The organism is Mycobacterium sp. MOTT36Y (assembly GCF_000262165.1).
In the GTDB taxonomy this organism is placed as follows: domain Bacteria; phylum Actinomycetota; class Actinomycetes; order Mycobacteriales; family Mycobacteriaceae; genus Mycobacterium; species Mycobacterium intracellulare.
In genome coordinates, this window is sequence record NC_017904.1 from 2,827,524 (window position 1) to 2,846,321 (window position 18,798).

An 18,798-nucleotide genomic window follows, 5' to 3' on the forward strand; every position below is an offset into this window, starting at 1 on the left:
GGTGGGAACAATCGGTGAGATGACCCACGCAACCGCGCTCTCCGACGACGAACTCGCGCTGATCGACAAGTACTGGCGTGCCGCCAATTATCTGTCGGTCGGGCAGATCTACCTGCTGGACAACCCGCTGCTCACCGAGCCGCTGACCATCGATCACGTCAAACCGCGGTTGCTGGGTCACTGGGGCACCACCCCCGGGCTCAATCTCGTCTACGCGCACCTGAACCGGGTCATCCGCCACCGCGACGCCGACGTCATCTACGTGACCGGGCCGGGGCACGGCGGACCGGGGCTGGTCGCCAACGCCTACCTCGAAGGCACCTACAGCGAGGTCTACACGGGCATAGAGGAGGACACCGAGGGCCTGCGCAAGCTGTTCCGGCAGTTCTCCTTCCCCGGCGGGATCCCCAGCCACGTCGCCGCCCAGACGCCGGGATCCATCCACGAGGGCGGCGAGCTCGGCTACGCGCTGGTGCACGCCTACGGCGCCGCCCTGGACAACCCGTATCTGGTGGTGGCCTGCGTCGTCGGTGACGGCGAGGCCGAAACCGGGCCGCTGGCCGCCAGCTGGCACTCCAACAAGTTCCTCAACCCCGTCACCGACGGCGCCGTGCTGCCGATCCTGGCGCTCAACGGCTACAAGATCGCCAACCCGACGGTGCTGGCCCGCATCCCGCACGCCGAACTGGAATCGCTGCTGCGCGGCTACGGGTACCGCCCGATCACGGTCGCCGGTGACGACCCGGCCGATGTGCATCGGCAACTTGCCGCCGCCCTCGACGACGCCTTCGACGACATCGCCGCCATCCAGGGTGCGGCCCGCGGCGGCAACGGGGTCGAGCGGCCCGTGTGGCCGATGATCGTGCTGCGTACCCCTAAGGGCTGGACCGGGCCAAAGATGGTGGACGGCAAGAAGGTTGAGGGCACCTGGCGCTCGCACCAGGTGCCGCTGGCCGCGACGCGCGACAACCCCGAACACCGTGCCCAGCTCGAAGAGTGGCTGCGCAGCTATGGGCCCGGGGAGCTTTTCGACGAAAACGGCCGGCTGCGGCCGGAGCTGCGGGCGCTGGCGCCCAGCGGGGATCGCCGGATGAGCGCCAACCCCCACGCCAACGGCGGGGTGTTGCTGCACGACCTCGACCTGCCCGACTTCCACGACTACGCCGTCGCCGTCGAGCGACCGGCGGCCGTCACGCACGAGGCGACCCGGGTGCTGGGCGGGTTCCTGCGCGACGTGATCGCCCGCAACAAGGACCGATTCCGGCTCATGGGGCCCGACGAGACGGCCTCCAACCGGCTCGACGCCGTCTACGGATCGACCGACAAGGTGTGGCTGTCCGAGATCGAGCCCGACGACGAGCACCTGGCGCCCGACGGCCGCGTCATGGAGGTGCTGTCCGAGCACCTGTGCCAGGGCTGGCTGGAAGGCTACCTGCTGACGGGGCGGCACGGCCTGTTCAACTGCTACGAGGCGTTCGTGCACATCGTCGACTCGATGCTGAACCAGCACGCGAAATGGCTTGCCACCAGCCGGGAATTGCCGTGGCGGCGGCCGATCGCGTCGCTGAACTACCTGCTGAGCTCGCACGTGTGGCGCCAAGACCACAACGGGGCGTCCCACCAGGACCCGGGGTTCATCGACCTCGTCGCCAACAAGCGACCCGAGCTCACGCGGGTGTACCTGCCGCCGGACGGCAACACGCTGCTGTCGGTGGCCGATCACTGCCTGCGCAGCCGCGACTACATCAACGTCATCGTCGCCGGCAAGCAGCCCGCGCTGGCCTATCTCGACATGGATGAGGCCATCGCGCACTGCACCCGCGGCCTGGGCATCTGGGAGTGGGCGAGCACCGCCCAATCTGTGGGCGACGACCCCGACGTGGTGCTGGCGTGCGCCGGGGACATCCCGACGCTCGAGACGCTGGCCGCCGCCGACATCCTGCGTTCCGAGCTGCCGGAGCTGGCCGTCCGGGTGGTCAACGTCGTCGACCTGATGCGGCTGCAGCCCGACACCGAGCACCCGCATGGCCTGCCGGACCGCGAATTCGACGCGTTGTTCACCCCGGACAGGCCGGTGATCTTCGCCTACCACGGCTATCCGTGGCTGATCCACCGGCTGACCTACAGCCGCACCAACCACGCGCATATGCACGTGCGCGGCTTCAAGGAACGCGGCACCACGACGACGCCCTTCGACATGGTGATGCTCAACGATTTGGACCGCTTCCATCTGGTCATGGATGTCATCGACCGGGTCGACGGATTGGCCAGCCGCGCCGCCATGCTGCGGCAGCGCATGGTCGACGCCCGCCTGGCCGCGCGGATGTACACCCGCGAGCACGGGGAGGACGACCCGAAGATTTCGGGGTGGACCTGGGAGCCGAGTGACTGAGATTCGCGTGACGGCAATCGCATTGGCCCGTCGCGCCGTGGGCCGCCGGTAGACTGGCCGGATGCATGAGGCCGGCACAGTCGACGTTCACCCTGTGGCGTCCGAGCTTTCGGCGCTGCACCGGTTCCGCATCCACCTGGACATCGCCGTCGTCGTGGTGGTTCTGGTCCTGACGGATTTGATCGCGCATTTCACCACGCCGTGGGCGAGCGTCGGCACGGTCCCGGCCGCCGCCGTCGGGCTGGTCATCTTGATGCGGTGCCGCGGTTTGGGCTGGGCGGATCTCGGCCTCGGCCGCGAGCACTGGAAGCCGGGACTGGGCTATGCGCTGGCGGCCGTGGCGGTGGTGGCCTCGGTGATCGCGGTCGGCGTGCTGCTGCCGGCGACCCGGCCGATGTTCCTGAACAACCGCTACGCCACGATCTCGGGCGCGATGGTCGCCTCGATGGTCATCATCCCGCTGCAGACCGTCATCCCCGAAGAGCTGGCGTTTCGGGGCGTCCTGCACGGCGCGCTCAACCGGGCGTGGGGTTTTCGCGGGGTCGCGCTGGCGGGCTCGCTGCTGTTCGGGCTGTGGCACGTGGCCACGTCGTTCGGACTGACCAGCAGCAACGTGGGCTTCACCCGGCTGTTCGGCGGCGGGATCGTGGGAATGCTGACGGGGGTGGCCGGCGCCGTGGTGGCGACGGGAGCCGCGGGGTTCGTCTTCAGCTGGCTGCGCCGGCGCAGCGGCAGCCTGATCGCGCCGATCGCCTTGCACTGGTCCCTGAATGGGCTCGGTGCGCTCGCCGCCGCGTTCGTGTGGCACCTGTCCACCTGAGAACGGTCACACCAGCAGCACCGCCGCGCCCGCGATGCGCCCGGCGCTCAGATCCGTCAACGCCCGATCGGCTTGTCCGAGAGGATATTCGGGCGTGGTCACCTCGATGTGGTGCTCGCCCGCGAAATCGAGGAAGGCCCGCGCGTCGGCCCGGGTGTTGGAGGTGACCGACCGGACCTGGCGTTCCTGAAACAGGTGACGCTGGTAGTTCAACGCCGGGATATCCGACAGGTGGATCCCGGCGATCGCCAGCGTGCCACCGCGATCCAGCGCCTGCAGCGCGGGCAGCACCAGATCACCGACCGGGGCGAACAGGATCGCGGCGTCCAGCGGCGCCGGGGGCGGATCCGCCGCGTCCTGCGCGGAGGCGGCGCCGAGTTCCAACGCCAGCTCGCGGGCCCGGGCTCCGCGCGTCATTACGTGCACCTCTGCGCCCTGCGCGAGGGCGACCTGCGCGGTGATGTGCGCGCTGCCGCCGAAACCGTAGAGGCCTAGCCGTCCGCCGGGCGGCAGCTCGGCGCGAAGCAGCGAGCGGTAACCGATGATGCCCGCGCACAACAACGGGGCGAGTTCGCTGTCGCTGTACCCGCCGGGCAGGGGGTGCGCGAAAGCGGCCGGGACGGTGGCGAATTCGGCGTAGCCGCCGTCGGCGTCCCAGCCGGTGTAGCGGGATTTCGGGCACAGGTTCTCGTCGCCGCGGCGGCAGTACTTGCACACGCCACAGGTGTGGCGCAGCCAGGCGATACCCACCCGGTCCCCCACCCGGAACTTGTCGCCGGCCTCGGCGCCTAGTTCGACGACCTCCCCCACCACCTCGTGCCCGGGCGTGACCCGTTCGCGGTGGACGGGAAGGTCGCCTTCGGTGACGTGCAGGTCGGTCCGGCACACCCCGCACGCGCGCACGGCCACCAGCAGTTCGGACGGGCCCGGCCGCGGCACCTCGGTGGTGACCTGCTCGAGCGGGCCGGTATCCATCGGCCCGGGTCGACGAACGCGCCAGGCGCGCATTGCCGTGGTGGTCACCGGTGATGCCATCGCTCCATCATGCCGCTAACCACCACGGCCGCAACGGGTTCGGCCTGCTAGGTCCTGCGTACCATGCCGACGATCCAGAGCAGGAGCAACGAGCCGAGCAGGGCGGTGAAGAAGGTGAAGAAGTAGCCGCCGCTGGCGGTGTCGACGAAGAAGCTCAGGATGAAACCGCCGACCAGCGCGCCCACGATGCCGATCACGATGTCCATCAGGATCCCGGCTCCGCTACCGCGGATGATCTTGCTGGCGATCGCACCGGCGATACCACCGATGATGATGTAACCGATCCAGCCGACGCTGGTGAGCGTGCTTGATCGAGCGAGGAATTCCGTAGCTGCCATGATGTCCATTGCGGGTCTCCTTGCAATCGCTGGCAAAGCCCAGCGCTTTGCTGGGCCGTCACTTCGGTATACCCAGTTTGGGTCACGAAACGAGTGCCGAATCGGAGACGGTTGACCAACCGATTTTCCGTCGGCCTATGTCAGGCCGAGCGAGTTTGCTGCGGTGCCGGCGCGGGGGTGGGGCTGACCTCCACGGCCGGCGCCTGGCCCGGGACCGGTGCCGGTGCCCCCGGAGCCGCCGGCGCTGCGGGAGCCCCCGGTGCGGGTGCCGGCGGGGGCGCCCCAGGAACCGCCGGTGCCGGCGCGGGCGCACCCGGAGCCGGCGGGGCTCCCGGAGCCGCTGGCGGAGCCGCCGGCGGTGTCCAGGCCTGGATCGACTCGGTGAGCGCCTTGGCCGCGCCCCGGTCCACCGGGTCGTTGGAGGTTCCGAGCCACACCACAAACCAGCGTTGCGCGTTCCCGCCGTTGGCCGAGCCGATCACGCCCGTCCAGATCTGGCCGTTCGGCTTGGAGGCATCACTGAATTTGACCTCGTAGTACGACCCGCTCCCGGTGCTGCCGTTGGCGCCGGCGAGCGGGGTGCTCTCCTGGTTGATCCGCGTTCCGGGATAGGGCATGAAGAACTCACCCATGTCCGAACCCAGCCGCACCGCGGCCTTGGCGTTGTCGGCTTCCGCACTGGCGTAAAGCTTTTGGTCGAGGCGGCCCATCACGATGCGGGTGTCGTTGGCAACCTGCGGCGGTTGGTCGGGCATCGGTGGCGGGCCGGTCACCTTGCTCAGCAGCGCCGAGCCGTAGTCCAGGTGGGAGGCGTCCGACTCGACCCAGCCGGCGGGCAGGACGTAGCTGAATCCACCCACGGCGTTGTTGATCCGCCCCGCGTTCGGGTCGACGGGCGGCGGTGGCGGCGCGTTGGGGTCGACGGGCGGTGGTGGGGGCGCGTTGGGGTCGACGGGCGGTGGCGGTGCCCCGTTGGGGGCCACGGCCGGTGGGACCGCGTTGGGATCACCCGGTGCCGGTTGCCCATTCGGCGCCGGAGCCGCAGGTGGCGCCGGCGCGGCGGGAGCGGCCGGAGCCGCGGGTGGCGCCGGCGCGGCCGGAGCGGCCGGGCTCGGCGGGACGGGGGTCGGGACTTCGGGATCGGCGCTCGAGGTCGCCGGCAACGCGATGGCGAGTGCGCTGGCACCACTCATCGTGGTGATCGCCAGCGTCGTCCACAGTCCTTTGCGGCGTGTCGAAATCGGTTCCACCTGCTCCATGGCGACGAACCTACCGTGTTACGGCTGTGACGCAAGGAGCTTTGCGGACTATCGCAGCGCAGTTGTGTCGATGTTGCCAATGTGCAACCTGCCGACTGCCCCGCGGACGGCGGACGCCGCCGGGCACTCCGCCGGTGGGCTCAGTGCGCGGCCGGATACAGCGTCACCTCATGGGCTTTCACGGAGAACCACACCCGGTCCCCCGGTGCCAGCCGCAACTCCGCGGCGGCGTCCGCGGTGATCTCGGCGGCCAGGCCGGGGGCGCCATCGGGTTGCTGGGCGCCGCGCACCAGCACCGCCGACCCGCGGACATCCATCTCGGCCACGGTGACTTCCACGGCGTTGCGGGGGCTGCCGTGCGGCCGGTCGCGATAGACGGCGACCACCGTGGGCGGGAACACCGCGATCGCATGCTGCTCCGGTGAGACCAGTTCGCCCCGCTCGGGTGCGGCGGCGTACCAGCGGTCGCCGCCGTGCGCGACCAGCGAGCCGTCGCGGTCGACCGTCCCATTGACCAGGTTGACACCGGCGATGCGGGCCGCGAAATGGCTGCGCGGCGCGGTGAGCACGTCGGGCACCGGCCCGATTTCGGCGACCTTGCCGGATTCGAGCACCAGCACCCGATCGGCCAACGTGAACACGTCGAGCAGGTCGTGGGTGACCAGGATCGCGGCGCAGCCGCTGCGGGTGACGACCGCGCGCAGCACCGCCCGGATCGCCGCGGCCGCGGCGACGTCGAGCCCGGCCAGGGGCTCATCGAGCAGCAACACGTCGGGTTCGGCCGCCAGCGCCCTAGCAATGGCGACCCGCTGAGCCTGCCCGCCGGAGAGCTGTCGCGGTTTGCGGTCGGCGAGCCGCTCGGCGTCCACCTCGCGCAGCCAGCGGGCCGCCGTCGCTTTCTGCGTCGCGCGGCCCGGACGCAGGCTCGCGCGACGATTGTGCGGTCCGAACGCGACGTTGGCGGCAACCGTCATGTGGGGGAACAGCAATGCGTCTTGCAGCAGCAGCCCCACTCGGCGGTCGTGCGTCGGGACGTCGATCCCGGCCGCGGTGTCGGTCAAGACCCGATCGCCCAGCCGCACCGTCCCGTGGTCGGGTCGAAGGAGGCCCGCGATGACATGCAGGACAGTCGATTTGCCCGCGCCGTTGGGCCCGAGCACCGCAAGCACCTCCCCCGCGGACACCGAGAACTCCACATCCACATGGCGGTCGGCGACGACCGCGCGCAGCTGCAATTCGCTCATGGCCCGGCCCTACCTCGCGTCCGCCCCGGTCAGCCGGCGTGTGCCCAGCCCCACCACCACCAGGGCCGCCACCACGACCAGCAGGAGCGACAACGCCACGGCCGCGTCGGCGTCAGTCACCCGCTGCAAATAGATCTCCAGCGGCAGCGTGCGGGTCACCCCCTGCCGCGAGCCGGCGAAGGTCAGGGTGGCGCCGAACTCCCCCAGCGAGCGGGCGAACGCCAGCACCGCGCCCGAAGCGACGCCCGGCGCCAACAGCGGCAAGGTGACGCGCCACCAGACCGCGCTGGGCCGCGCCCCGAGCGTCGCGGCCACCACCTCCAAGTCGGCCCCCGCGGTACGCGCCGCGCCCTCGAGGGAAATCACCAGGAACGGCAGCGAGACGAACGTCTGCGCCAGCACCACGGCGGTCGTGCTGAACGCGATGCTGATGCCCGCGGCCTGCAGGTACTGGCCGAGCAGTCCGAGCCGCCCGAACGCATAGAGCAAGGCGATGCCCCCGACGACGGGGGGCAGCACCAGCGGCAGCAGGATCAACGGCCGCAGCAACCGCACCAGTCGCGCCGTGCTGCGCGCCAGCACCAGCGCCATCGGCACGCCCAGCGCCACGCACAACACCGTGCTGGCGGTCGCGGTCCGAAGGCTGAGCGCCAGCGCGGTGCGCGACGAGGGGCTCGTGATCAGCGACCAGAAATGCGGCCAGTCGACCTTCACCGCGACGGCCAGCAATGGCAGCCCCACGAAGACGGTCCCGACGGCCGCGGGCAGGTACACCCAGCGGGGCAGATCCGTGCTGTGCGCGCTAATACCTAGCCTCCTGCCGACGGCCACCTTGACAAGTCCGCGGAACCCGCTCACCCGCTCCTCGCATTACACCGGAACGGCGTGCGCGGCGCGCCGCAGTGGGGCGGGACCCGCCGACGCCGGCGGTAAGTGGTGGCCCGGTGACTGGTGGTCAGCCGGTGCGCGAGAATGGTTTTGCGCGGCCATCGCCGCGGGTAGCCGGAAGGTCACCGTCAGGACGAAGGTGCTTGGATGCCATCTGAACAGGCGCCGCCCCCGCCCAAATCGGCGCCGGGCTGGTACCCCGATCCCGCCGGGGTAGGCCATGGGCTGCAACGGTATTTCGACGGGACCAATTGGACCAGCGAATGGGCCTTCGCCACGGAACCGCCCAAGAAGGGCCTTTCCGGGAAGGTGGCCCTGGCGCTGTCTGTACTCACCGTGCTGGTTCTCCTCGTGATCGTCGGCAAAAGCTGGGGATTCGAACGAAACGACAGCCAACTGCCCTCGTCCGCACCGTCGACACCGACCGAGGCGGCGCCGTCGACGCCGGCCGGTCCCAAGAAGCCCGACGGCGTCACCTTCACGACCACTCAAGGCCCGGACGGCGAAATCGTCGACGCTCGATTCGCCATTCGGGACAACTACACCGAGCTGCTGATCAAAGACGGTGCGCGGCTGGACACCATCGACATTCTCAGGTACGCCCGAGCGACCTACCCCGATGCTTCCGCGGTGAACGTTCAGGGCACGTTCCCGATGACCGACCCGTACGGCAACACCTCGACCCAGGTCGCCATCGACCTCACCTACTCGCGGGCGACGTTGAACAAGATCAACTTCGACGGCGTGACCAAGAACAGCATCTGGGAGATCCGCGATTCCGGCTCGATTCTTCCGGCCTTCCAGCCCTAGCCGAGGGCGTTCGCCGCGTTGCGGTGAGGACGAAGGTCAGGGCTTGGCGAAGCCGGCCTGGGCCAGGATCTGCTGGCCGGCCGCGGAGGTCACCAGGTCGACGAACTTCCGCGCCTGGGTGGGATGGGCGGCCTTGTTCAGCACCGCGATGGGATAGACGTTCACCGCGCCGGCGGCCTCGGGGAAGGTCACGGTCGCGACCCTGCTCCCGGCCGTCTTGGCGTCGGTGACGTAGACCAGCGCGGCGTCGGCCTGGCCGCTGGTGACCTTGTTGAGGGCGTCCGTCACGCTGAGTTCCTCGCTGACCGGGTTGAGGCGCACCCCGGTGCTGTCTTCGACGCGATGGGTGGCCGACCCGCACGGCACCGGCCGCTGGCAGGTCACCACGTTCAGCCCGGGCTTGGCCAGATCGGCGAAGGATCCGATCTGCTTCGGGTTGCCCGGCGCGGTGACGATGACCAGTGTGTTCGACGCGAAGGTCCGCGGGGCGCCGCTGAGCAGGCCCGCCTTGTTGACCGTGTCCATCTGCGCGGTGTCGGCCGACGCGAAGACGTCGGCGGTCGCGCCCTGCGTCAACTGGGTGGCCAGCTCGGAGGAGCCGGCGAACTCGAATTCGACGCCGCTGCCCGGGTTTTCGGCCGTGAACTGCTGGCCCAGCCGGGTGAACACCGGCTTGAGCGACGCGGCGGCGAACACCATCACTTTCCCGGACGCCTGCGGCGACTGCGCCGGCGGCCGCGTGGACCCACACCCGACCACCGCCAGCAACACCGCCGAAAACAACCCGGTCAGGAACCCGATCCGACACATGGATGCACCCTAGCCCGCCGACGATGCGGACCCCCTGGCGGCCGAATCGCCGCAAAAAGTGACGCACAAATAGTTACCCAAATGATCCGCGCGTCGCGGCGGCAAAAATTTCGCCAGCTAGCTACTGTCCAGTAACATATACGGGGATTGACGCCATAACGCGCTGAGGTCCCAGGCAGAGGAGGTCATGGCAGTGGAGGTACTGGTTACCGGCGGAGACACGGAGCTGGGACGCGCGGTGGCCGAGGGCTTCCGCGACGACGGCCACAAAGTGACCCTCGTGGGCGCGCGCAAGAGCGATCTGGAGATCGCCGCCAAGGAGCTCGAGGTGGAGGCGATCGTCTGCGACACCACCGACCCGGCCAGCCTCGAAGAGGCTCGCCCGCTGTTCCCCCACCACCTGGACACCATCGTCAACGTGCCGGCGCCCACCTGGGAGGCCGGCGACCCGCGCACCTACTCGATCGCCGACACCGCCAACGCGTGGCGCAAAGCGCTTGACGCGACGGTGCTTTCGGCGGTGCTGACGCTGCAGACCGTGGGCGATCATCTGCGCTCGGGCGGGTCGATCATCAGCGTGGTACCCGAGAACCCGCCGGCGGGCAGCGCCGACGCCGCAATCAAAGCGACGCTGGCGAATTGGACCGCCGGGCAGGCGAGCGTCTTCGGCACCCGTGGAATCACCGTCAACGCCGTCGCCAGTGGGCGCAGCGCCCAGGCGGGCTACGACGGTCTCACCCGCACCCCCGCCCCGGTGGCCGCCGAGGTCGCCCGCCTGGCGCTGTTCTTGACCACATCGGCGGCACGCCACATCACCGGTCAGACGTTGCACGTGAGCCACGGCGCGCTGGCTCAGTTCGCCTGAGGCGTAACCCGCGCCCGTCGCAAACCCTTCTCCCGTGCCCGGCCGATCGCTACGGTGATCAGCGTGGCTATTCGACTTGGTTTGCAGATTCCCAACTTTTCCTACGGCACCGGGGTAGACCAACTCTTCCCCACCGTCATCGCCCAAGCGCGCGAGGCCGAATCCGCCGGATTCGACTCGGTTTTCGTGATGGACCACTTCTACCAACTGCCGATGCTGGGATCGCCCGATCAGCCGATGCTGGAGGCCTACACGGCGCTGGGGGCGCTGGCCACCGCCACCGAGCGGGTGCAGCTCGGCACCTTGGTGACCGGCAATACGTATCGCAACCCCACCCTGCTGGCGAAGATCATCACCACGCTGGACGTGGTGAGCCAGGGCCGCGCGATTTTGGGTATCGGCACCGGGTGGTTCCAACTCGAGCACGACCAGTTGGGATTCGAATTCGGCACCTTCACCGACAGATTCAACCGGCTCGACGAAGCCCTGGAGATCATCCTGCCGATGATCAAGGGCGAGCAGGCGACCTTCTCGGGCAAGTGGTATCGCGCCAGCGAGGCGTTCGCCAATCCCCGCTTCCGAAACCACATTCCGCTGATGATCGGCGGAAGCGGCGAGAAGAAGACAATCCCGCTCGCCGCGCGGCATTTCGACCACCTCAACGTGATCGCGGGCTTCGACGAGCTGCCCGGCAAGCTGGAGGTGGTGCGGCGCTCCTGCGAGGAGGTGGGCCGCGACCCGGCCACGCTGGAGACCAGCACGCTGACCACGGTGCTGATCGACGAAAACGCGGGACTGGACCAGATTCCCGCGGAGATGAAGCAGCGCATGGTGGTCGGCACCCCGGACTCGGTCGCCGATCAGATCAAGACCAAGGTGATCGACGCGGGCATCGACGGCGTGATCATCAACCTGCCGTTCTACACCCCGGGCGTCGTCGAGGCGGCCGGCGCGGCGCTGCGCCCGCTCGTCGGGCTCTAGGCCCTACGCGGCTCGCGAATTCGTCGTGGCGCGGTAATACTTCCCGAATAGCGTTTACCTGCACCACAGTCGCGCAGCGCAGAAGAAGCCGGGGAGGCCATGAAGAAACGAGCATGGGCCGCGCTTGCCGTCGGCGTGACGTTGGCCCCGGCCCCCCTCGCGCATGCTGACGACAACTGGATCGCCATGGCGATATCGGACTCCACCGGGCACATCAGCATCGCCGATGGCGCGGCCAGCCAGGGCGCAGCCGAAAAGGCGGCCATGGATACGTGCCGCAAGAGCATCAGCGACTGTCGTCTGCTGGCCAGCGGCCAGGGCGGCTGCATGGCGCTCGCCTTGAACGGCGCCAAATCCCGATATTTCGGGGGCTGGGGTCCGACCCGCGAGGACGCCGAGGCGGCGGCGCTGGCGCGCGCACCCGGCGGAATGGTCCAGGCCGGCCACGACCACTGCGCGGGAGAAGGCGCCCCTCAGTGACGGCCACGCGATGCGCGGCGCTGCTGTCTCTGCGGGATTGATAACTTCACCACAGTGCCGGTCGACGACCAGGCGTGATGCGCACGGTGTGGTTGATTACACATGTTGCGAGTTAGGTTGCGGGGTATCCGCCTGACTAGCGTGGTTGCTAGTTGCAATCGCGCGTCCAAAAGCCTTCGTCAGGAGCAGCGGAAACATGAGCCCCCAGCCAGGTAACGCAGCTGGACCGAAGCGTCGCCACCAGGTCGTCATCATCGGGTCGGGCTTCGGGGGGCTCAACGCTGCCAAGAAACTCAAGCACGCCAACGTCGACATCAAACTGATCGCCCGCACCACGCACCACCTCTTCCAGCCGCTGCTGTACCAGGTGGCGACGGGCATCGTGTCCGAAGGCGACATCGCCCCGCCCACCCGGGTCGTGCTGCGCCGGCAGCGCAACGTCCAGGTGTTGCTCGGCGACGTCACGCACATCGACCTGGCGGGCAAGTTCGTCGTGTCGGATCTGCTCGGCCACACCTACGAAACCCCTTACGACAGCTTGATTGTCGCCGCGGGCGCGGGCCAGTCGTATTTCGGCAACGACCATTTCGCCGAGTTCGCCCCGGGCATGAAGTCGATCGACGACGCGCTCGAGGTCCGCGGGCGGATCCTGAGCGCCTTCGAACAGGCCGAACGGTCCCGTGATCCGGAGCGACGTGCCAAGCTGTTGACCTTCACCGTGATCGGGGCGGGACCCACCGGCGTCGAAATGGCCGGGCAGATCGCGGAATTGGCGACCTACACGCTCAAAGGCTCGTTCCGCCACATCGACTCCACCAAGGCGCGCGTGATCCTGCTCGACGCCGCCCCGGCGGTGCTGCCGCCCTTCGGTGACAAGCTGGGCCAGCGGGCCGCCGACCGGCTGGAAAAGATGGGCGTGGAGATTCAGCTGGGCGCCATGGTCACCGACGTCGACCGCAACGGCATCACCGTCAAGGACTCCGACGGCACCGTCCGGCGCATCGAATCCGCTTGCAAGGTATGGTCCGCCGGCGTTTCGGCCAGCCCGCTGGGCCGCGACCTCGCCGACCAGTCGACGGTCGAACTCGACCGGGCCGGTCGGGTCAAGGTGCTGCCCGACCTGTCCGTGCCGGGCCACCCCGACGTGTTCGTCATCGGCGACCTGGCCGCGGTCGAAGGCGTGCCGGGAGTCGCCCAGGGCGCCATCCAGGGCGCCAAGTACGTGGCCAGCACGATCAAGGCCGAGCTCGACGGCGCCAACCCGGCCGAGCGGGAACCGTTCCAGTACTTCGACAAGGGGTCGATGGCCACGGTGTCGCGGTTTTCCGCGGTGGCCAAGATCGGGCCCGTCGAATTCAGCGGCCTATTCGCCTGGTTCGCGTGGCTGGTGCTGCACCTGGTCTACCTGGTCGGGTTCAAGACCAAGATCAGCACGCTGCTGTCGTGGACGGTGACGTTCCTGAGCACGCGACGGGGCCAGCTCACCATCACCGAGCAGCAGGCGTTCGCCCGCACCCGGCTCGAACAGCTGGCGGTGCTCGCGGCGGAGACCAAGCGCCCCGTCGCCAGGCGGGCGAGCTAGCGAAACTCGTTGCCCTGCAGCGGGATTCGACGCAACCGGGCGTCCTCTGCTCAGCCCTCGCGAAGCTCGAGATTCTGCAGGCGCACCTGGCCCCGGGCGACCACGCGGTCGTCGTCGTCGGTGATGGTGACCAACCACAACTGCTGGCTCCGGCCCCGGTGGATCGGTTCGACCCTGCCGTACACCATGCCCGAGCCGATCGAGCGCAGGAAGTCGGTGTTGTTGTTGACTCCCACGACATTTCCGCCGCCGCGGGTGGCCAGCCAGGTATAGGCCGCCACGCTGGCCATGCTTTCGATCATCGAGCAGTAGACGCCGCCGTGCACCAGCCCCATCGGCTGCAACAGCTTGGGCGTCACCTCGAGTTGGGCGCGGGCGCCGTCGGGGCTGAGTTCGGTGAACTGCAAGCCGATCTCGCGGTCGAACGGCGCGGAGAAATGCGGCGGGATGATCGTTTCCTGCGGCTCTGGCACGTCCCTGTGTCTACACCATCGCGTGCGGGACGGGTTTGGCGGCAGCACAACTCGCGGGACACACCCCGAAAACGGCTGAGCCCCGTGCACAGGGCACGGGGCTCGCCGATCGAGTAAGACCGGGGGTCACTGCAGCCCTCAGGACTCTCACGCGGTCCGCTTATCGCTCGACTCGATTAGCATAGGCAAGGCTGCCCTAACTTTGCAAGGGGTATGGTTCGACTTGTTCGCGACGGGGCGTGCGCGGTGGCCGGCACAGAGATTTGTCAGCTTTCCGTACGACGGTCGGTAGTAAGCGGGAGTAGTCTGGTTTCGACGCTCAGGAGATGAACGAACTATGGCCAAACTGACACGGCTGGGGGATCTGGAACGGGCCGTCATGGACCATCTGTGGTCCGCGCCCGAGCCTCAGACGGTGCGCCAGGTCCATGAGGCATTGTCGGCGCAGCGCGACCTCGCCTACACCACGATCATGACCGTGCTGCAGCGGCTGGCCAAGAAGAACCTGGTCTCCCAGATCCGCGACGACCGGGCACACCGGTACGCCCCCGTGCACGGCCGCGACGAACTCGTCGCCGGCCTCATGGTGGACGCGCTGGCCCAGGCCGAGGATTCCGGCGGCCGGCAGGCCGCGCTGGTGCACTTCGTCGAGCGCGTCGGCGCCGACGAGGCCGAGGCGCTGCGGCGCGCGCTCGCCGAACTGGAAGCCAATCAACGCAACAACTCGCCATCTGCTGGCGCAGGCCCGGAGGGCTGAGAGACACTAACAGTGTGTCCGCGCTGGCTTTCACCATTCTCGCGGTGCTACTGACCGGTCCCGTGCCGGCCATGTTGGCACGCGCGCGGTGGCCGCTGCGCGCCCCCAGAGCCGCCATGGTGTTGTGGCAGGCCGTCGCGCTGGCCGCGGTCCTGTCGGCGTTTAGCGCCGGGATCGCGATCGCCACCCGGCTGCTCATGCCCGGTCCCGACGGGCGACCCACGACCAGCATCGTCGGCGCCGCCGACCGGCTCGGGTGGCCGCTGTGGGCGGCATACATCGGGGTTTTCGCGTTAACCGTGCTGGTCGGCGCCCGATTGATGGTCGCCCTCGCCCGAGTGGCCATCGCCAATCGGAAGCGGCGGGCCCACCACCGGATGGTCGTCGACCTGGTCGGGGTCGGCCACGACGCGGCGCTGTCGCAGTCCTGCACCCGCACGCGCGATCTGCGCGTGCTGGATGTCCCGCAACCGCTCGCCTACTGCCTGCCGGGCGTGCGCAGCCGGGTGGTGGTCAGCGAGGGAACGCTGAGCACGCTCGCCGACGCCGAGGTCGCGGCCATCCTCACCCACGAGCGCGCCCACCTGCGGGCGCGGCACGACCTGGTGCTGGAGGCGTTCACCGCGGTGCACGCGGCCTTCCCGCGGCTGGTCCGCAGCGCCAACGCGCTCGGTGCCGTCCAGCTGCTGGTCGAGTTGCTCGCCGACGACGCCGCGGTGCGTGCCGCCGGCCGCGCTCCCCTGGCCCGGGCGCTGGTCGCCTGCGCCTCGGGGCGGGCGCCGTCGGGCGCGCTGGCGGCGAGCGGTCCCAGCACGGTGCTGCGCGTGCGCCGGCTGGGCGGGCGCGGCAACAGCGCCGCGCTGGCGGCGGCCGCCTACCTCGCCGCGGCGGCGGTGTTCGTGGTGCCCACCATCGCGCTGGCCGTGCCCTGGCTCACCGAGCTGGAACGCCTGTTCAACCTCTGACGCCGCGCAGGGCCGATCACCCGGGGCGCGCATTCCTGCGCTGTGCCACAGTGTCACCGAAAGCTTTTGCCGAAACGTTCTCCCGATTGAGAGGCGAAGACATGAGTTCGTCGGACACCCAGGCGGGTTCCAAGACCGGCACCGCGCAGATCGGCGTCACGGGCCTGGCCGTGATGGGGTCGAACATCGCCCGCAATTTCGCCCGGCACGGCTACACCGTGGCGCTGCACAACCGGTCGATCGCCAAAACCGACGCGCTGCTCAAGGAGCACGGCGGCGACGGCAAGTTCGTGCGGTCGGAGACCATCGCCGAGTTCCTCGACGCGCTGGAAAAGCCGCGACGGGTGCTGATCATGGTCAAGGCCGGCGATCCCACCGACGCCGTCATCAACGAACTCGCCGACGCCATGGAAAAAGGCGACATCATCATCGACGGCGGCAACGCGCTCTACACCGACACCATCCGTCGGGAGAAGGCGATGCGCGAGCGCGGTCTGCACTTCGTCGGGGCGGGCATCTCCGGCGGAGAGGAGGGCGCGCTCAACGGGCCGTCGATCATGCCCGGCGGCCCGGCCGAGTCGTACAAGTCGCTGGGCCCGCTGCTCGAGGAGATCTCCGCGCACGTCGACGGTGTGCCGTGCTGCACCCACATCGGTCCCGACGGGGCCGGGCACTTCGTCAAGATGGTGCACAACGGCATCGAATACTCCGACATGCAGCTGATCGGCGAGGCCTACCAGCTCCTGCGCGACGGCCTCGGCAAGACCGCCGGCGAGATCGCCGACGTGTTCGACGAGTGGAACTCCGGCGACCTGGACAGCTTCCTCGTCGAGATCACGGCGCAGGTCTTGCGCCAGACCGACGCCAAGACCGGCAAGCCGCTCGTCGACCTGATCCTCGACGAGGCCGAGCAGAAGGGCACCGGCCGCTGGACGGTCAAGTCGGCCCTGGATCTCGGCGTGCCGGTCACCGGCATCGCCGAGGCCGTCTTCGCCCGCGCGCTGTCGGGGTCGGTGACCCAGCGCAAGGCCACCACCGGGCTGGCATCGGGCAGCTTGGGCACCAAGCCCGGCGATGCGAAGCAGTTCACCGAGGACATCCGGCAGGCGCTGTACGCGTCGAAGATCATCGCTTATGCCCAGGGCTTCAACCAGATTCAGGCCGGCAGCGCCGAATACGACTGGGGCATCACGCCCGGCGACCTGGCCACCATCTGGCGCGGCGGTTGCATCATCCGGGCTAAATTCCTCAACCGGATCAAGGACGCCTTCGACGAGGACCCCGACCTGCCGACGCTGATCGTGGCACCGTACTTCCGCAGCGCCATCGAGGACGCCATCGACGGCTGGCGCCGTGTCGTGGTGACCGCCACCCAGCTGGGCATCCCGATCCCCGGGTTCTCCTCGGCGCTGTCGTACTACGACGCGCTGCGCACCGAGCGGCTGCCCGCCGCGCTGACCCAGGGGTTGCGGGACTTCTTCGGCGCGCACACCTACGGCCGCATCGATGACGACCCCGACAAGCGCTTCCACACGCTGTGGAGCGGCGATCGCACCGAAGTGCCCGCCTAGCTGGGCCACACTGGAGGGCGTAAGGGGGTTCGCGTTGCGATGAGGTTCCTCGACGGGCACCGGCCCGGATACGACTTGACCTACAACGACGTCTTCATCATGCCCAACCGCTCGGAGGTCGCGTCGCGGTTCGACGTCGACCTGTCCACCGCGGACGGCTCGGGCACGACGATTCCGGTCGTCGTCGCCAACATGACGGCGGTGGCCGGCAAGCGGATGGCCGAGACGGTGGCGCGCCGCGGCGGGCTGGTGATCCTGCCGCAGGACCTGCCGATCACCGCGGTCGAGCAGACGGTCGAGTTCGTCAAGGGCCGCGACCTGGTTCTCGACACCCCGGTGGTGCTCGAGCCCGACGACTCGGTGTCCGATGCGATGGCCCTGATCCACAAACGGGCGCACGGGGTCGCCGTGGTGGCTTTCGAGGGCCGTCCGCTGGGGTTGGTGAGCGAATCGTCCTACCTGGGTGTCGATCGGTTCACCCGGGTGCGCGACGTCGCGATGACCGACTTCGTCACCGCCCCGGTGGGCACCGAGCCGCGCAAGATCTTCGACCTGCTCGAGCAGTCCCCGATCGGTGTCGCGGTCGTCACCAACGCCGACGGCACGCTGGCCGGGGTGCTGACCCGCACCGGCGCCATCCGCGCGGGCCTGTACGCGCCGGCCGTCGACGCGCGCGGCCGGCTGCGGGTGGGCGCGGCCGTCGGCATCAACGGCGACGTCGGGGCCAAGGCGCGGTCCCTGGTCGAGGCCGGGATCGATCTGTTGGTGATCGACACCGCACACGGGCATCAGGTCAAGACGCTGGAGGCGATCCGCACGGTCGCGTCGCTCGACCTCGGCGTGCCGCTGGCGGCGGGCAACGTGGTCTCGGCCGAGGGAACCCGCGACCTGCTGGGCGCCGGGGCGAGCATCGTCAAGGTCGGCGTCGGGCCGGGCGCGATGTGCACCACTCGGATGATGACCGGGGTCGGGCGCCCGCAATTCTCGGCCATCGTCGAATGCGCTTCGGCGGCAAGGGAATTGGGCGGGCACGTGTGGGCCGACGGCGGCATCCGCCATCCCCGCGATGTGGCGCTGGCGCTGGCCGCGGGCGCGTCCAACGTGATGATCGGGTCATGGTTCGCCGGCACCTACGAGTCGCCCGGCGACCTGATGCGCGATCGCGAGGACCAGCCGTACAAGGAGAGCTACGGCATGGCGTCCAAGCGGGCCGTGGTCGCCCGCAGCGGCGCCGACACCGCGTTCGACCGGGCCCGCAAAGCGTTGTTCGAGGAGGGCATTTCGACGTCGCGGATGGGGCTGGACCCCGCCCGCGGCGGTGTCGAGGATCTGCTCGATCACATCACCTCCGGGGTGCGCAGCACCTGCACCTATGTCGGCGCCGCGAACCTGGCGGAACTGTATGAGCGGGTCGTGGTCGGGGTGCAGTCGACCGCGGGCTTCGCCGAGGGGCATCCACTCCCGCTGGGGTGGTGACACGCGCAGGGTAAGGCTAGCCTTGCCTAATAGGGCCTGCTAGCCTACTGCG

General features: G+C 69.2%; 18 protein-coding genes. 11 read left to right on the plus strand and 7 right to left on the minus strand.

Going from position 1 to position 18,798, the window contains the following annotated elements:
* Positions 1 to 19: 19 nt before the first annotated feature.
* Both W7S_RS13025 and W7S_RS13030 read left to right on the plus strand, forming a co-directional pair.
* The gene (locus W7S_RS13025; protein ID WP_041297845.1) at positions 20 to 2,392 is read left to right on the plus strand and encodes a phosphoketolase; all 2,373 of its coding nucleotides are present in this window, start codon (positions 20 to 22) and stop codon (positions 2,390 to 2,392) included.
* Between the two features lie 61 nt (positions 2,393 to 2,453).
* A complete protein-coding gene (locus W7S_RS13030; RefSeq protein ID WP_041297846.1) occupies positions 2,454 to 3,212 on the plus strand; it encodes a CPBP family intramembrane glutamic endopeptidase in 759 nt (252 codons plus the stop codon).
* A 6-nt stretch (positions 3,213 to 3,218) separates the two neighbouring features.
* Here W7S_RS13030 and W7S_RS13035 read toward each other — a convergent pair whose 3' ends face one another.
* From W7S_RS13035 to W7S_RS13055, 5 genes are all read right to left on the minus strand, one after another.
* Positions 3,219 to 4,247, minus strand: coding sequence for a zinc-binding alcohol dehydrogenase family protein (locus tag W7S_RS13035; RefSeq protein ID WP_014711680.1), 1,029 nt, complete (start codon positions 4,245 to 4,247; stop codon positions 3,219 to 3,221).
* 47 nt (positions 4,248 to 4,294) lie between these two features.
* Complete coding sequence (locus tag W7S_RS13040; RefSeq protein ID WP_008256923.1) at positions 4,295 to 4,594, minus strand: GlsB/YeaQ/YmgE family stress response membrane protein; 300 nt, start codon at positions 4,592 to 4,594, stop codon at positions 4,295 to 4,297.
* Between the two features lie 131 nt (positions 4,595 to 4,725).
* On the minus strand, positions 4,726 to 5,844 hold the full coding sequence (locus W7S_RS13045) for an alanine and proline-rich secreted protein Apa (protein WP_014711681.1): 1,119 nt from the start codon (positions 5,842 to 5,844) through the stop codon (positions 4,726 to 4,728).
* Between the two features lie 140 nt (positions 5,845 to 5,984).
* Positions 5,985 to 7,088, minus strand: coding sequence for a sulfate/molybdate ABC transporter ATP-binding protein (locus W7S_RS13050; RefSeq protein WP_014711682.1), 1,104 nt, complete (start codon positions 7,086 to 7,088; stop codon positions 5,985 to 5,987).
* Positions 7,089 to 7,097: 9 nt separating this feature from the next.
* The gene (locus W7S_RS13055) at positions 7,098 to 7,895 is read right to left on the minus strand and encodes an ABC transporter permease (protein ID WP_170320594.1); all 798 of its coding nucleotides are present in this window, start codon (positions 7,893 to 7,895) and stop codon (positions 7,098 to 7,100) included.
* 228 nt (positions 7,896 to 8,123) lie between these two features.
* Here W7S_RS13055 and W7S_RS13060 point away from each other — a divergent pair, with 228 nt between their 5' ends.
* Entirely contained in the window at positions 8,124 to 8,786 is a 663-nt protein-coding gene (locus tag W7S_RS13060; protein WP_008256930.1) for a DUF2510 domain-containing protein, read from the plus strand.
* Positions 8,787 to 8,822: 36 nt separating this feature from the next.
* On the opposite strand, the gene modA is transcribed toward W7S_RS13060, so the two are convergent.
* Positions 8,823 to 9,596, minus strand: coding sequence for a molybdate ABC transporter substrate-binding protein (gene modA / locus W7S_RS13065; protein ID WP_008256932.1), 774 nt, complete (start codon positions 9,594 to 9,596; stop codon positions 8,823 to 8,825).
* 187 nt (positions 9,597 to 9,783) lie between these two features.
* On the opposite strand from modA, the gene W7S_RS13070 reads away from it, so the two are divergent.
* The 4 genes from W7S_RS13070 (at position 9,784) to W7S_RS13085 (ending at position 13,504) form a co-directional block, all read left to right on the plus strand.
* Positions 9,784 to 10,461, plus strand: coding sequence for an SDR family oxidoreductase (locus tag W7S_RS13070; RefSeq protein WP_008256934.1), 678 nt, complete (start codon positions 9,784 to 9,786; stop codon positions 10,459 to 10,461).
* Positions 10,462 to 10,518: 57 nt separating this feature from the next.
* The gene (locus W7S_RS13075; protein WP_172417579.1) at positions 10,519 to 11,442 is read left to right on the plus strand and encodes an LLM class F420-dependent oxidoreductase; all 924 of its coding nucleotides are present in this window, start codon (positions 10,519 to 10,521) and stop codon (positions 11,440 to 11,442) included.
* 99 nt (positions 11,443 to 11,541) lie between these two features.
* Positions 11,542 to 11,922, plus strand: a complete 381-nt coding sequence (locus tag W7S_RS13080; protein ID WP_014711684.1) for a DUF4189 domain-containing protein — start codon at positions 11,542 to 11,544, stop codon at positions 11,920 to 11,922.
* A 196-nt stretch (positions 11,923 to 12,118) separates the two neighbouring features.
* Positions 12,119 to 13,504: an NAD(P)/FAD-dependent oxidoreductase gene (locus tag W7S_RS13085; protein ID WP_008256938.1), complete on the plus strand. Its 1,386-nt coding sequence runs from the start codon at positions 12,119 to 12,121 to the stop codon at positions 13,502 to 13,504.
* A 50-nt stretch (positions 13,505 to 13,554) separates the two neighbouring features.
* Here the strand turns inward: W7S_RS13085 and W7S_RS13090 are convergent, their stop codons facing one another.
* Complete coding sequence (locus W7S_RS13090) at positions 13,555 to 13,977, minus strand: PaaI family thioesterase (protein WP_008256940.1); 423 nt, start codon at positions 13,975 to 13,977, stop codon at positions 13,555 to 13,557.
* A gap of 337 nt (positions 13,978 to 14,314) precedes the next feature.
* Here W7S_RS13090 and W7S_RS13095 point away from each other — a divergent pair, with 337 nt between their 5' ends.
* The 4 genes from W7S_RS13095 (at position 14,315) to W7S_RS13110 (ending at position 18,746) form a co-directional block, all read left to right on the plus strand.
* Positions 14,315 to 14,734, plus strand: coding sequence for a BlaI/MecI/CopY family transcriptional regulator (locus tag W7S_RS13095; protein ID WP_008256945.1), 420 nt, complete (start codon positions 14,315 to 14,317; stop codon positions 14,732 to 14,734).
* Positions 14,735 to 14,748: 14 nt separating this feature from the next.
* Positions 14,749 to 15,699 carry a M56 family metallopeptidase gene (locus tag W7S_RS13100; RefSeq protein ID WP_008256947.1) on the plus strand — a complete coding sequence of 317 codons (951 nt, stop codon included), beginning with the start codon at positions 14,749 to 14,751 and terminating at the stop codon, positions 15,697 to 15,699.
* 101 nt (positions 15,700 to 15,800) lie between these two features.
* Positions 15,801 to 17,270, plus strand: a complete 1,470-nt coding sequence (gene gndA / locus W7S_RS13105) for an NADP-dependent phosphogluconate dehydrogenase (protein WP_014711685.1) — start codon at positions 15,801 to 15,803, stop codon at positions 17,268 to 17,270.
* A gap of 39 nt (positions 17,271 to 17,309) precedes the next feature.
* Positions 17,310 to 18,746, plus strand: coding sequence for a GuaB1 family IMP dehydrogenase-related protein (locus W7S_RS13110; protein ID WP_014384754.1), 1,437 nt, complete (start codon positions 17,310 to 17,312; stop codon positions 18,744 to 18,746).
* Positions 18,747 to 18,798: the final 52 nt, after the last annotated feature.

What these genes read in the sequence shown, in the direction of transcription:
- W7S_RS13025 (WP_041297845.1), top strand. Translation starts at nt 20, where the DNA reads ATGACCCACGCAACCGCGCTCTCCGACGACGAACTCGCGCTGATCGAC.
- W7S_RS13030 (WP_041297846.1), top strand. Translation starts at nt 2,454, where the DNA reads ATGCATGAGGCCGGCACAGTCGACGTTCACCCTGTGGCGTCCGAGCTT.
- W7S_RS13035 (WP_014711680.1), bottom strand. Translation starts at nt 4,247, where the DNA reads ATGGCATCACCGGTGACCACCACGGCAATGCGCGCCTGGCGCGTTCGT.
- W7S_RS13040 (WP_008256923.1), bottom strand. Translation starts at nt 4,594, where the DNA reads ATGGACATCATGGCAGCTACGGAATTCCTCGCTCGATCAAGCACGCTC.
- W7S_RS13045 (WP_014711681.1), bottom strand. Translation starts at nt 5,844, where the DNA reads ATGGAGCAGGTGGAACCGATTTCGACACGCCGCAAAGGACTGTGGACG.
- W7S_RS13050 (WP_014711682.1), bottom strand. Translation starts at nt 7,088, where the DNA reads ATGAGCGAATTGCAGCTGCGCGCGGTCGTCGCCGACCGCCATGTGGAT.
- W7S_RS13060 (WP_008256930.1), top strand. Translation starts at nt 8,124, where the DNA reads ATGCCATCTGAACAGGCGCCGCCCCCGCCCAAATCGGCGCCGGGCTGG.
- modA (WP_008256932.1), bottom strand. Translation starts at nt 9,596, where the DNA reads ATGTGTCGGATCGGGTTCCTGACCGGGTTGTTTTCGGCGGTGTTGCTG.
- W7S_RS13070 (WP_008256934.1), top strand. Translation starts at nt 9,784, where the DNA reads ATGGCAGTGGAGGTACTGGTTACCGGCGGAGACACGGAGCTGGGACGC.
- W7S_RS13080 (WP_014711684.1), top strand. Translation starts at nt 11,542, where the DNA reads ATGAAGAAACGAGCATGGGCCGCGCTTGCCGTCGGCGTGACGTTGGCC.
- W7S_RS13085 (WP_008256938.1), top strand. Translation starts at nt 12,119, where the DNA reads ATGAGCCCCCAGCCAGGTAACGCAGCTGGACCGAAGCGTCGCCACCAG.
- W7S_RS13095 (WP_008256945.1), top strand. Translation starts at nt 14,315, where the DNA reads ATGGCCAAACTGACACGGCTGGGGGATCTGGAACGGGCCGTCATGGAC.
- gndA (WP_014711685.1), top strand. Translation starts at nt 15,801, where the DNA reads ATGAGTTCGTCGGACACCCAGGCGGGTTCCAAGACCGGCACCGCGCAG.
- W7S_RS13110 (WP_014384754.1), top strand. Translation starts at nt 17,310, where the DNA reads ATGAGGTTCCTCGACGGGCACCGGCCCGGATACGACTTGACCTACAAC.